This window comes from Stenotrophomonas sp. TWI1149 (assembly GCF_039673155.1).
Lineage (GTDB): Bacteria > Pseudomonadota > Gammaproteobacteria > Xanthomonadales > Xanthomonadaceae > Stenotrophomonas > Stenotrophomonas maltophilia_AA.
Genome location: NZ_JBDJLB010000002.1, coordinates 143056 through 156409, shown reverse-complemented (window position 1 = coordinate 156409; position 13354 = coordinate 143056). Strand labels below are relative to the sequence as shown.

At 64.9% G+C, this 13354-nt stretch carries 10 protein-coding genes and 2 tRNA genes; 2 read left to right on the top strand and 10 right to left on the bottom strand.

The features are described from left to right. The first annotated feature begins 138 nt into the window (after positions 1–138). Complete coding sequence (locus tag ABE424_RS02780; protein ID WP_346490789.1) at positions 139–1791, top strand: MASE1 domain-containing protein; 1653 nt, start codon at positions 139–141, stop codon at positions 1789–1791. On the opposite strand, the gene ABE424_RS02775 is transcribed toward ABE424_RS02780, so the two are convergent. From ABE424_RS02775 to uvrB, 3 genes are all read right to left on the bottom strand, one after another. Further along, positions 1734–2198 (bottom strand): hypothetical protein, encoded by a 465-nt coding sequence (locus ABE424_RS02775; RefSeq protein WP_346490788.1) that lies wholly within the window; start codon positions 2196–2198, stop codon positions 1734–1736. The two genes, ABE424_RS02780 and ABE424_RS02775, sit on opposite strands and share 58 nt — an antisense overlap. A gap of 242 nt (positions 2199–2440) precedes the next feature. After that, a tRNA-Val gene (locus ABE424_RS02770) sits at positions 2441–2515 on the bottom strand. A 107-nt stretch (positions 2516–2622) separates the two neighbouring features. After that, entirely contained in the window at positions 2623–4653 is a 2031-nt protein-coding gene (uvrB, locus tag ABE424_RS02765; RefSeq protein WP_346478586.1) for an excinuclease ABC subunit UvrB, read from the bottom strand. Between the two features lie 152 nt (positions 4654–4805). Here uvrB and ABE424_RS02760 point away from each other — a divergent pair, with 152 nt between their 5' ends. Further along, complete coding sequence (locus tag ABE424_RS02760; RefSeq protein ID WP_346490787.1) at positions 4806–5339, top strand: GspH/FimT family pseudopilin; 534 nt, start codon at positions 4806–4808, stop codon at positions 5337–5339. A 69-nt stretch (positions 5340–5408) separates the two neighbouring features. Here the strand turns inward: ABE424_RS02760 and ABE424_RS02755 are convergent. The 7 genes from ABE424_RS02755 to ABE424_RS02725 all read right to left on the bottom strand — a co-directional run bounded on the left by ABE424_RS02755 (position 5409) and on the right by ABE424_RS02725 (position 13262). After that, a tRNA-Asn gene (locus ABE424_RS02755) sits at positions 5409–5485 on the bottom strand. A 70-nt stretch (positions 5486–5555) separates the two neighbouring features. After that, positions 5556–5972, bottom strand: a complete 417-nt coding sequence (locus ABE424_RS02750) for a type IV pilin protein (RefSeq protein ID WP_346488809.1) — start codon at positions 5970–5972, stop codon at positions 5556–5558. A gap of 23 nt (positions 5973–5995) precedes the next feature. Continuing rightward, on the bottom strand, positions 5996–10606 hold the full coding sequence (locus ABE424_RS02745) for a PilC/PilY family type IV pilus protein (protein WP_346490786.1): 4611 nt from the start codon (positions 10604–10606) through the stop codon (positions 5996–5998). Next, positions 10603–11088 (bottom strand): PilX N-terminal domain-containing pilus assembly protein, encoded by a 486-nt coding sequence (locus ABE424_RS02740; protein WP_346478582.1) that lies wholly within the window; start codon positions 11086–11088, stop codon positions 10603–10605. The genes ABE424_RS02745 and ABE424_RS02740 overlap by 4 nt, the downstream gene beginning before the upstream one ends. Before the next feature lie 7 nt (positions 11089–11095). Further along, a complete protein-coding gene (locus ABE424_RS02735) occupies positions 11096–12289 on the bottom strand; it encodes a PilW family protein (RefSeq protein WP_346490785.1) in 1194 nt (397 codons plus the stop codon). Next, positions 12286–12750, bottom strand: a complete 465-nt coding sequence (gene pilV, locus ABE424_RS02730; protein ID WP_346478580.1) for a type IV pilus modification protein PilV — start codon at positions 12748–12750, stop codon at positions 12286–12288. The genes ABE424_RS02735 and pilV overlap by 4 nt, the downstream gene beginning before the upstream one ends. Further along, positions 12747–13262 carry a Tfp pilus assembly protein FimT/FimU gene (locus tag ABE424_RS02725; protein WP_346490784.1) on the bottom strand — a complete coding sequence of 172 codons (516 nt, stop codon included), beginning with the start codon at positions 13260–13262 and terminating at the stop codon, positions 12747–12749. The genes pilV and ABE424_RS02725 overlap by 4 nt, the downstream gene beginning before the upstream one ends. Between the last annotated feature and the right edge of the window lie 92 nt (positions 13263–13354).

The following is a 13354-nucleotide window of genomic DNA, read 5'->3' as shown; positions in this document are numbered from 1 at the left end:
ATGCAAAGCAGCAACGACAAGACGCAGGACAATATGTGACGCAGTTCAAACTAAGCCCTTCGCCGCGCCAAGGAACAGCGCCATCGACGAAAACACAACACTCCGCCACGCCATTGCACGCGGCAGCGTTGCCCGATAGTGTCCAAGCTGCGCCGGGCTGTTGTTCCAGCCCGTGGTCACCACAGGGAAAAGGGGGTGTACGTGCAGCGGGAATGGTTGAAAAAGGAGTTTCACCTCAATCTGCGCATCTCTTCCAGTGGCGTAGTGCTGGCGCTGGTCTACGCGATGCTGTTCTGGGCAACGCGGCAGATGTCGGTGGACCAGTTCTACCTGCCTGCCGGACTCCGCGTCGCTGCGCTGCTGTTGTGCCCGCCGCGGACATGGCCTTACCTGATCGTTGGTGAGTGGGCTTTCTTCGCGCAGGCACGTTTCCACCTCATCGATCAGTACGGCCTCGCGTGGTTCGTACTTGCATCCGCGCTGCTGATGCCGACGGTCGCAGCGATCGTGTCTCTACACCGCCGCCGATTGGCGGCGGGCAACCCGGCCTGGCTGCTGTCCATCGCAGCACTTTCCGCCGTCGCGATCACGGCGCTCAATCAGGGCCTGGCCTATCTGCTGATGCCCACGCTGCACGACGCCGTCTCCTGGATGGGCGTCGCGAAATACATCATCGGCGACTACCTGGGCATCCTGATTTTCGCGCCGGCCGCGCTGCTGTGGAAACACCGTCACCATCTGCCACGCCCTACCGCTGGCACAGGGATGATGGCCGTGGCGACATTGACGGTGATCGGCGTGCTTGGCGTGACGGCGATGCAGCTTCCCGCCGATGACCTGCTGGCAAAGAGCAGCCTGCGCATCGCGATGCTGCTGCCGGCGGCCGCGCTCACCTGCATGTATGGATGGCGCGGCGCCGCCATCAGCGTAGCGGGATTGAACCTCACCATCGGGCTGACCCTGGAAAGCTCCGGATTGCCCGGGTCGTTCGATCCGGCCGCCTTCATGGCGCAGCAGGTCCTGGCGGTCACCGGCACCGCATTGCTGCTGCTGGGCTCCACGATTTCCCGTTACTACCGGCAGTTCAATGCACACGACCGGCTGGGCAGACAGGCTGCCTCGCTCGTCCGCACGGCCCACCTCGCCAGCGAAGAAAGCCGCAAGGAGCAGGCGCTGCGCATGCAGACCATTGGGGAAGATATCGACCGCTCGCTCCAGATGGCAGCCGATCTCCTCAAGCAACGAGGGTACCTGGCGCCGGCGATGGACATGCTGCGCCGTGGCGCATCGCAATCGCGCCTGTTCCGCGAGCAGATCAGCATGGTCTACCCAAGCGACATCGAATACGCAGGTCTTTACGTCGCCCTGCAGTCGGGCGGTGTCGCCGGCGCCTGGGACGCGACCGATCGCGTGGCGCGCCCTCGGTTCAGTGGCGACCCCTGCCAGCTGAGCCTCGGGCTGCAACTGGCGGCCTACCGCAGCCTGGTCGACGCTGTCGGCGTGATGCTCAAGCACGAGTCGGGATTCCTGCGTGTCCGCGCTCACTGCGGTCGTCGTGGCGACTCCCAGGGCATCGTCATCACCGTCGCACTGCTGGATCCGCAGCGCACACTGACCGCGCAGACCGTTGCGCGTGCCAACGAGGCGCTCGGCGGACGGGCCTTGGCTTACGGCGGCAACCCACGTTGCCGCCGTAACCGTCTCCGCCTGGTGCTTGTCGAGACCCGGCAGCCTTACCGCGTGCCGTCAGGGCTTTCGATCGACCAGATCACGCCCCGCGCCGTGCTGTAAGCCACCAGCCACAGCCCCGGCTTGCGATACACGACTTCCCGGCCGGCACCTGCCGGAATTTCCAGGATCCGCCCCGGCAGCGAGACGCGGTCGGCATCCACACCGCCCGGCAGCGTCCAGAACACCGTGTCGATGTTGCCGATGATCGCGCGGACCTGATCATTGCGGTCATTGACCTGGATGTACCAGACGCCGTCCCGCTTGAACTCGAAGGCATGCCAGCCCGCTGCTTCGCTGACGTCCAACGCCAGCGGCGCGGACTCCCCGAGACCCTTCGCTGCGATGTAGCTTCCGTGCGGCTCGCTGACACAGCAGGGCGCTGCCTGTGCCGATGGGACCGCGAGAATCGCCGTCGCGAAAGCCGCGGCCGCGTATGCCAAAACCGTAAGACGATGCGTCGTTGCCATTTTGCCTCCTTCCATTGGGATTAGGTCACAGGACCGGTTCCGGCCGGCCGCAGGTCTGGCCAACCGGCCTCGCGACGCTAACACACGGGATCAAGGAGACAGCCTCGACATGCCCGCACCCACGAGCCATGGGAAGGGTGAGGCGCAGAGAACGAAAGGAAAAACGCCGAACACGAAAAAGCCGGCCTGGTGGCCGGCTTCGTCTTGTTCCACCTGTTCCCGTGGTTTCCCAGGTACTGAAGTGGTGGGCGGTACAGGGTTCGAACCTGTGACCCCTACCATGTCAAGGTAGTGCTCTACCGCTGAGCTAACCGCCCGTTTTGCTTTCCAGCCCCGCTGCGAATGCGTCGGTGCAGGCCGCGTATATTACGGACGCCCCTTGGAAAGCGCAACACTTTTGTGAAGATATTTCACAACGCGTTGTTCAGCCTAGGCTGGCCTCCTTCAACTTGCGGATCTGGTCGCGGACGCGGGCGGCATCCTCGAACTCCAGATCACGTGCGTGCTGGTACATCTGCTGCTCCAGCGCCTGCAGGCGCTTGGCGATCTGGGCCGGCTCCATCGTGCGGTAATCGGCCGCCTCTTCGGCCACGCGGCCGCCCTTGCCCTTGCCCTTCCCTTTGCCGCGCGACTCCTTCTCGGCCGCTTCCGATCGCGCGCCTTCCAGCACATCGGTGATCGGCCGCAGTACCGACTTGGGCACGATGCCATGCAGTTCGTTGTACTCGACCTGCTTGGCGCGACGGCGGTCGGTCTCGTCGATGGCCGCCTGCATCGAGCGGGTCATCTTGTCCGCATACAGGATCGCCTTGCCACGCAGGTTGCGAGCGGCGCGGCCGATGGTCTGGATCAGCGAGCCGGTCGAGCGCAGGAAGCCTTCCTTGTCGGCATCCAGGATTGCCACCAGCGACACTTCGGGCATGTCCAGGCCTTCGCGCAGCAGGTTGATGCCGACCAGCACATCGAACTTGCCCAGGCGCAGGTCGCGGATGATCTCCACGCGCTCGACGGTGTCGATATCCGAGTGCAGGTAACGCACGCGGATGCCGTGCTCGGTCAGGTATTCGGTCAGGTTCTCGGCCATGCGCTTGGTCAGCGTCGTGACCAGCACGCGGTCGCCAAGCTTGATGCGTTCGTTCACCTCGGACATCAGATCGTCGACCTGGGTGCCGACCGGACGGATCTCGACCACCGGGTCGATCAGGCCGGTCGGACGCACCACCAGCTCGGCAATCTCGCCCTCGGTCTCGCGCAGCTCATACGGCCCCGGCGTGGCCGAGACGTAGATGCTGCGCGGGCACCGTTCTTCCCACTCCTCGAACCGCAGCGGACGGTTGTCCAGCGCCGACGGCAGGCGGAAACCGAACTCGACCAGGGTCTCCTTGCGCGAGCGATCGCCTTTGAACATCGCACCGATCTGCGGGATGGTCACGTGCGATTCGTCGATCACCAGCAGCGCGTCCGGCGGCAGGTAATCGAACAGGGTCGGCGGTGGATCGCCGGCATTCTTGCCGGTGAGATGCCGCGAGTAGTTCTCGATGCCGTTGCAGTAGCCGACCTCGGCCATCATCTCCAGATCGAACTGGGTGCGCTGCGCCAGGCGCTGCGCTTCCACCAGCTTGTTCTGCTCGTACAACTGCTCCAGGCGGACCTTCAACTCCGCCTTGATCGTATCCACCGCCGACAGCACGCGCTCGCGCGTCGTGGCGTAGTGGGTCTTCGGATAGATCGTGTAGCGCATCATCTTGCGCAGGCTCTCGCCGGTCAGCGGATCGAACATGCTGATCTGCTCGACCTCACCTTCGAACAGCTCGATGCGCACCGCCTCGCTGTCCGACTCGGCCGGGAACACGTCCACCACTTCGCCACGCACGCGGAACGTACCGCGGTGCAGCTCGAACTCGTTGCGGGTGTACTGCAGCTGGGTCAGGTGCTTGATCAGGTCGCGCTGGTCGATCCGCTCGCCGGTGGAGAGGATCAGCCGCATCGACAGGTAATCCTCCGGCGCGCCGAGGCCGTAGATCGCCGACACCGTCGCCACCACGATCGCGTCCGGGCGCGACAGCAGGGTCTTGGTCGCGGCCAACCGCATCTGCTCGATGTGCTCGTTGATCGAACTGTCCTTCTCGATGAAGGTATCCGACGACGGCACATAGGCCTCGGGCTGGTAGTAGTCGTAGTAGCTGACGAAGTACTCGACCGCGTTGTGCGGGAAGAACGACTTGAACTCGCCGTACAGCTGCGCCGCCAGCGTCTTGTTCGGGGCCATCACCAGGGTCGGCTTCTGCACCTGCTGGATCACGTTGGCGATCGTGTAGGTCTTGCCGGAACCGGTGACGCCGAGCAGGGTCTGCTTGGCGATGCCCGCCTCGAAGTTGGCGGTCAGTTTCTCGATGGCCGCCGGTTGGTCGCCCGCCGGCGAATACGGGGATACAAGTTGGAAACGATCGCTCATGGTGCCGCCACTGCCGGGAAGCGGCCAGTATAACGGCCGCCTTGGTGACGGCCTGTTGATGGGATCACCGACAGCAGAACGCGGCATGAACCGGCGGCGGCGGGGCGTTCGGGCGGCCAGAGTGGACACTTCCCGCGCGCCGGACGTTCACCGTGAACCAGCTCCGCTCCCTGCCCCGCCGCGCCGCCTGCGCGGGCGTGACCCTGATCCAGGCGCTGCTCGCGATGGCGGTGCTGGGCATCCTCACCGGCATGGCCTTGCCGGCCCTGCAGCAGACCCGGGACCGCCTGCAGGCCGACAGCCTGCGCATGCAGCTGGCCTCGGCGCTGGCCACCGCGCGCAATACGGCAATTACCGAGCGGCGCCGGATCACGGTCTGCCCGACCGACGATGGCGTCCACTGTGGCCGGGACTGGAGTCGGGGCTGGATTCTTCATCGCGCCGCGACGCCCTTGGGCCAGGACCCAGCCCAGGACCCCATTCTGGTGCAGCAGCAGGCCCGTTCGAGGCTCAGCGCCCGGGGCAGCCAGCACAAGCCCATCATCCAGTTCCGGCCGGATGGGCAGCTCAATGGCAGCAATCAGTCGGTCCTCTTCTGCCTGGACGGCAACGCTCAAGGGAAGGTCGTGGTCAGCCGGCAAGGCCGCATCCGCAGCGAGCGGCCCCGCCGTCCCGTGGCCTGCTGAGGCAGGCATCGCCGACCCGCCGGAAACACAAAAAACAAAAGCCGCGATTGCTCGCGGCTTTTGTAGATCTGGCGCCCGAAGTTGGACTCGAACCAACGACCCCCTGATTAACAGTCAAGTGCTCTAACCGGCTGAGCTATTCGGGCGGGGTGCGCATTCTAGCCAGCATCGGCGGTGTGATGCAAGCGCTCGCGTCCAACGGATGGAACAGCGGCGTCACCAGCAACCGGACACGGTCTTTTCGGTCGGCGTCTTGCGCCCGGCCTGGTCCAGCGCCAGCGTGCCGCACTTGTCCTTGGCCTGGCTGCCGCCCTCGACCGGGGTGGCCTGGATGCCGAAGGTGCTGGCCGTTGGATCCTTGTCGAACGCCAGTGTGTAATGCGCGGTGCCTTCGCGCGGCGACTGCGCGAAGGCCAGCGTGGCGGCGGCATAGGTGTTGTTCACCGTGTGGTAGCGCTCCAGGTTCTGGGCCAGTTCGACCAGATCGGCCTTGGCCTGCGCCCGCCGCGACTTGCGCACGGAGTCCTGGTACGCCGGCAGCGCCACGGTTGCCAGGATGGCGACCACGGCCACCGTGATCATCAGTTCGATCAGGGTGAAGCCCGCGGCCCGGCGGCGGAAGGAGGTGCGCATCGTCTTTCTCGTCAGGAGGGTCATCAGCGCACCTGCCGCCAGGACTGGCGACCGCAGGGACGCGGCATGAACAGCGGATCGGCATTGCCCGAGCGCAGCACGTAGGTGCAGATATCGTTCTTGAGCTGCTCGTCGATCGTGCAGCCCGGCTCGCCTGCCTTGCAGATGTTGCTTTTGCTGTCCGGGACGCCGATGAAGTTGCCCGTCAACGGCGGACCGGTAATATCCTTGCCGCCGCTGGTGAGCTTCGCGCCCCCGCAGTTGCCGGTGCACAACGGATCACCGCCAGGCGTGTTGCTCAGCCCGCCCAGCGCGCCGGCACCGGTCAGCAGGTTCAGTGAATATCGCCAGTTGATGCCGCCACCGCCGCCGCAGACGGCCTGCCCTGGCACGTACGTGTTGAAGAACACCGCACCACTCTGGAGGCGCGGACTGCCGATGAAGCGTTCTCCCTCGACTGCTCCGGCCACGATCAGGTCCACGTACCAGCCACGCTTGCTCACGTAGCTGACCGCATTCTTGCTGACATACCGGTAGCCGTCGCTGCCGAGCGTGATCTGCTGGGCGACCAGGTCGCTGCGGCTGCCGACGGTCGTGGTCAGGTTGTCCCAGACGCTGTACAGCGAATTGACCGCAGAATTCGAGCTGACGGCATTGTCGTCGCTGGCGAAGTACTGGCCGGTGCCGAACAGGATGTTGTAGCCGCGGCCGGCCGCACGGGTCACCTCGAAACCACCGGTGATCGGCTGGGCCACGCCGTTGCGGGTCGCGGTGAACACCGGCGCGCCACCATAGGCAACGGTCCAGTTGGCCGGATCGGGATCGCGCAGGTCGAACTTCCAGAGATTGCCCTGCATGTCGCCGCCATAGACCGTATCGACAATGCGGTTGGTGTTGTTTGCGGCGACGGCGGCAATGTTCATCAGTCCATTGCGCAGCGCATAGCCACCGCCGCTGGGAGAAATCCGGCCGATCACCTCACCGGTCTGGATGTCCACCACGAACAGCACCGGCTTGCCGCTGGAGGAATTGACGCCGTTACCGAACAGCGCCACGAAGCGCGGTGCGGTATTCGCATCGCCGCCACTGACCGGCACGATCACCGGCTTGCCCAGTGCAAAGCCCATGTCCGAGTCGGTCTTGCCCGAGATCTCCCACAGCACGTCATCCTTGGTGAAGCCGGTCGGGTTGCTCACGTTCAATGCGAACATCGAGCCGTTGCCGGCGGCCGCCGCATTCGGTGCACGGTTGGCGCCGCCCGCGCCGGTCGAACCGACCAGCACGGTGTGCCACGCATCCCCGTAGTACACATCCGAAGACGTCAGCGGACCATCGACGTAGTACCGGTGCGCATAGCTCTGGTTGGCCAGTTCCGCCATGTGCTGCAGCGAGGAGGACGGAATGAATGCCATCACCTCGCTGCCTGACGCGGTACCCGTGGACGCGTTGAAGCCATGCAGCATGCCGTCGTTGGCACCGACGTACAGCATCGTCGGCGGCCCACCGGCGGCCTTCTTGGCCTTCAGATAGGCGGTGTAGCGGCTGCCCAGCGTCGCCTTCCATTGGGGCGAGGTGGTCCAGGAGCCATAACCGAAGTTGTTGGCCGTGGACACGATCTCGGTCGTGGAGTTGACGATGTCGCCGAGAATGGCGCTGCGCGAACGGAAGCCACTGAACGCTGCACCCTTCAGGTAGTTCACCAGATCGGCGACAGTATGCGAGCCGAACCAGTTCGGAACCGAACTGCCGAAGCCCAGGTTGCCCAACTGGGCGGCGCGATCGCTGCCCGGGATGTTGTTGGCCTCGAAGGGCGCGGCCGCTACCGGCACCAGCTGGCCGCGGGCGTTGACGGTGGTCGGGGTGGTGGCCATGACGATGTTGCGGCCGCTCGAGCTCATCTTGGTCGACGCCCGCCACAGCACATCCCCGTCGGTACCGAGCTTGCCCAGCTGGGTAGCAACGACCTCGCCTGTCCAATCGTTCGTGCCCGAGGGCACCTTGTAGCTGGCCGACACCGTGAACGACCCCGCACTGATGCGGGCACCGGTGCCGCTGCCACCCACGGGCGCATCGCCCTCGGCCGCGCTTTCGAAGATGGCCTCCAGCGCCGCCTTCAGCTTGGCCGGATTGCGCGCCAGGAAGTAGTTGTCCGGCACACCGGCTTCCTTGGTGTCCCACTTGCCGCTGGGAACGCCGTACTTGGCGGCGTACCAGAGCGGGCTCTCGAGCTGGTTGGCCTGGCCGGACGCCAGTTTGTAGCGGCGGACTACCGGAAGCGTCCAATCCGTCGGCGGATCGGCCTGCCCCGTCAGGATGGACTTGTCGCTGTTACCGGGACGCAGAGCCAGCCGTTGTACGTTGTTCGCCGCATCGGAGCCGACGATGGTGTAACCGGTCAGCATCGCGTTGCCCGCATAGGCGGACAGATTCTCGATACGGACCAACACCTCGTCTTCGCCGATGGTGGATCGCAGCCGGTTATCCGTACACACGGTCGTATTCGCTGCGTTGCCATTCGTGTTGGGCGATCGCCAGCAGATATCGCGGAACGAGCTGCCCGTCTCACGACACGCTGCACCGACGCAGTAGCTCATCATGGTCACAACGTCGTTGTCGTGATCGTTGCCCCACAGCGAATCCTCCCACACCAGGGAGAAACTGCCGGATTTGCCATCAGCGCGATACGGGCGTCCGTAAATGTAGTTGGGCGAGACCGATGCCGTCTTGGTCCCGATACCGACCGCGCCCAGGAAGCAGCTGCGCCAGTTGGCGCTGGAGATCTGGGCGGCGCTGGTGGTATTGGCCTGACAGAGAGGCGAAAGAGAAATCGTGCCCCCCGCGACATTGATATCGAACTTCGGCAGATTCTCGGCCATTGCGACGGTGTAGGTGGTGGCCGTGACCTTGTAATCAGCCGGCTTGTCCTTCAGATCCGGCCGCATATCGGTTTCGGCTGCCGCCTTGGCCAAACCGGCGATCATGTAGCTGCCCTCGGTCGTCGGAATATCCGGGCAGATGCCACGGACCAGACTGAGCTTGTTGACGGTCAGCGCCTGGCAGATGTCTTCATGGGTATTGATCGAAGCATACCGCGCCGTCAATGCGACACGACCGGCCATGAATTTCTTGCCGTTGATGCTCTCGGCCGCGCCCACCGCATCGGTGGCTGACTCAGCCGATGCCAAGCGCGGCACCGCCCCGATGTTGTCGCTGTCGAATGACGGCAGGCCCGAGGACATCACCAGAATGTTGCAGGTGGCGCAGTACGAGTTGCCGCCCTTGGAGGGATCGCGGTACGGGTCTTTCCAATCAATGGCTTTTGGAAGCCCTGACAGGTCGCCCGTGTCGGTATAGACCTTTGCGCCCGCCCCCACATAACGCAGCGCCTCGGCATACATCTCGGCCAACGGATTTCCCCAGGCACTGCACTTCTGTGCGCTGCCACCGCTGGTGCCAGGATCATCCAGGTTGCCCTTGGCGCCGCTCTGTCCCTGACGATTGAGGATCGCGTAGGTGTTGCAGTCGTTCCAGTTGCTGCCCCAGTTCCACTGGTCGATACGGAAATTGGAGATCGTGTTGATGATCCCTTCCGTGCCGCTATCCTTTTTCAGGCACAGCTGCCCGGTGGCGAGATTGATCTCGTCGCCGGTGTCGCAGAGCTTGGCGCCGTTGCCGGCAATCTTGCCGATGTTCTTGCGCAGCACGCCGCCGTCGCGGGGGCTGGAATAGGTGCCGGTCACCAGGCCGAAACGCAGGCGACCGCTTTCGCCGTAGGTCTGCAGCAGGCCACTAGGCTTGTAGTGGTCGGTGGTGCCGTCGTTGTACTTGCGGCAGAAGCTCTCGCGTTTTGAAGCCTTGCCGGGATCACACACTTCGACACGCACGGTGTAGTCGGTCGTGGCTCTTGGCGTGTCTGCGCCGCTATCACCGGAGCGCGCCTTGCCGCACTGATAAAGAGACGTGGATGCCCACTCCGACCAGTTGCCAGCTGCCACGCGCATGAGCGGCGCACCATTCGCTTCGATGGTGGCATTGCAGAAAGAGGCGCTCGCGGTCAGTGGCGTGAACTTGTTGATGTCCGAACCGGTATAGACCTTGACCCACGCATGCAGATCGTTGGGGATCTGCGCGCGCTCGATGACGGTCTTGGCGGCATCGTCCGTGGAACGCTGCCCGCCGTAAAGCACGTAACGCATCACGTCCAGACGGCTCATCGTCACCCAGTTGAGGAAGTTCCCCGACCACGTGCCACTGCACTCGTGCTTGTTGACACCGCTCGCGTCGCCCGATGCCTTGAAGACGCCGCTGCCGTAGGTGTAACAGAGGTTGGAATCGAAATACCCCGAGTACGGGAACTTGTCCTGGTACGTGGTATCGATGATCTTGTCATCGTCCAGATCGCTGTAGTCGCTGTAGGCCTTGTTGAACAGCTGCTCATCGCGCGACATCACCATCATCATCAGCGGCGGCTGGCTCTGCTTGGTGTACAGCGGTTCCTGGGCGAGGTCGTAATCGCCGAGCGCGGCGCGCAGCGGCACCACGCGGCTGAGCAGAAAGCCCAGCACCAGGACACCGAAACCGATGCGCAGCCAGGTCACGGTGCGCTTGCTGAGTTGGAAGCGTTCAGAGGTCATGGGATATAGATCGTGTCGACGACCGCACTGGCCGAGGGGTTGTCCGGGTCATCACTGGCCAATGCCGTGATCTGGTAGATGTTGCCGGTGTCTTCGTTCTCGGGCTGGCCCTCGACGACACTGCCACCGGCCGTGAAGCACTTGTCCATCCGCCGCGTATAGGTCGCCTTCGCGTCGCTGGTGCCGTCGGCCCAGGTCAGCGGATCGAAGATCGGGCTGCACTCTTCCTGGTCGGCGCTGTAGGTCTCACCGCCGGCCAGCGTCGTCTCGATCGTGCTCTCCATCGAACGCGCATCGGCCTCGGCGTTCTGGAACGCCAGGTTGGTGCGCAGGTAGTTGGCGGCCATGCGCTCCTGCATGCCGGTCACCTGCATCCCGGCCACGCCGAGCAGGGCCAGCAGGATCAGGATGATCAGGGCGACATACAGCACGGCGCCATCCTGGCGGCGGGGGGCGGTGAAGGGCTTGCGACGCATGGCCATGGAGACCTCAGTTGCCGTAGAGGCGGTTACGCACCGCGATCGTGGTCTGGTAGACCGTGCGGAACCGGCCGTCCTTCGGTGCGGTGAAGGTCACGCCCAGCGCGGTCAACGCGGCAGCGGTATTGGCCTGCGCCGCCGCAGAGGGATCCGGACTTTCCAGCACCAGGCCCAGCTGCACCGCGCCGACCCGGCGCCATGCCGCGTCAGCCGGGCTGAGTGATGCGTCCACGTCCGCCGCGGTGCCCTGGCGGTCGATGAAGCCGCTGGGTGCGCCGGTCGCGCTCAGCTTGTGGTCCTGGCCATACAGCAGCTGCATGTTGCGCACGCCTTCGACCAGCGCTTCGGGCTGACCGGCCGCCAGCGCGCCGCCGGGTGCGGCATCGAAACGCACCCGATACAGCGAACTCTGGCGGGTCGTCGCGTCGTACCCGATGTAATAGACCACGCTCTCGGCGCGGTAGAGCACCGATTGGCCGGCGGTATACAACGTCGAGAAGCTGGTGCTGTTGTTCGGCGCCGTGTCGAAACGCACGGTGCCGGCGGTACTGCTGACGGCACTGGCCTGGAACACCGTGGCCGACACACAGTCGGCCACGCCGAACAGGCCCGGCGTCGGCACCCCGCTCTGCAGCACTGCCCAGCGACCGGTATCGAACGAGAAGGTGGGCTTGTCATCCGTGCCGCCGATGGCGGTCACCGGTACCCCATCGGGCACCAGGAAGCGCAGTGCGACGATGTCGCTGCCGTCGACGCGGTTGGTCAGCGCCGCGGCGTACTCGGTCGGCAGCGCGGGGGTGTACTCGACGCCGCCCGTCGCGGGCGTGGCGCTCAGCGTCAGCGGATCGCCCGGCTTGGTATCGGTGGCCTCATAGCCCTGGATCGACTGCGTGAAGTCCAGCGCAGGGTGGGCACCGGCGGTGAACGTGGTGTGCAGCGAACCGGGGTTGTTGATGCTGTGGCTCTGGTCGTTCACGCAGCCGAAGTGGCCGGCCATGCGCAGGTCGCGCTGCAGGAAGTCCATGGCGAAGCGTCCGTTCTCCTGCACGCGGGCCAGGCCTTCGGACAGGCGCGAGGCGGTGCGGGACGCGGCGAACACCTGCATCAGGCCCAGCAGCAGGACCAGGCCGATGACCATGGCGATCATCAGCTCGACCAGCGACAGGCCCGCGCTGGTGCGATGGAAGGCAGGCACGCGCCTCACAGCCGGGTCCTCGCCGAGAAGGTGGTATCGGCCGCATCCAGCCAGCGCTCATCGCCCCAGCTGACGTTGACCGTGATCTCGTCCCCGTCACTGGTGACACTGGCGCTGGCTTCGTCGCCCAGCGCCTTGCCCAGCCGGCAGCGCCAGTCCGTCATGTACGCATCCTTGGTGATCTCCGCGCCGGTGGGTGAGACGCAATCGGCGGCCTTGGTCGTTGCCGCATAGGTGCCGACGTAGGTCCCGGCATTGATGCGGTTGATCCGGATCTGATCCAGCAGCTCGTAACTCAGGTTGGTGGCCTGGGTGCGGAAATTCGCGCTCTGCACGAACCGCACGTTCATGGTCTGCAGCAGGGCGAAGCCGAGCAGGCCGATGCTCATCACCACGATCGCGATCAGCACCTCGATCATGGTGAAGCCGCCCTGCCCTGCGCGACGCGCGCCAAGGTGTCTTGCCCTCACTTGCAGCTCTCCTTTTCCACGCGCACCTGCCCCACCGCCGACAGCCGCAGCGTGCGCTGCAGGAGCTGGTCGCCGCATTCGTCGGGCGTGAGGGTGATGTCCAGCGCCGCGGCGGCGCGATTGCGACCCCGGCCATCGAAGGCCACGATCAGGTTGTCCTTGCTGCCGAGCATCTTGGGCGAGCCGGCCGAGTAGCGCAGAACCTGCTCGCCGGCGTCGAAGCTGCCACTGCCGTCGGCATCGGACCAGACCATCCAGCCGTCGCCCCAGCTGTCGCCGTTGCATTCGGTGCCTTCGGTGGAGGCGCACACGCCGGCACCGCGGGTGTTCTTCAGCGCTTCACTGCGCGCCAGTGCGAGCGAGGCCATCAATTCGTTGGTGGTGGTGGCCGCGCGATTGGAGCGCAGCACGCCCTGGAAGCTCGGCATGCCAAGCGTGATCAGGATGGCAAGCACCGCAATGGTGACCATCAACTCGATCAGTGTGAAGCCGTTGGACCGGCGCAATGACATGAAACGCTCCCCAGCGTTGATGACACAGAAGATGAACGCCCCGCCGCCGATCAGCAAGCGGCGGCAGGACGAACGGTCGCCCGGAGGCGACA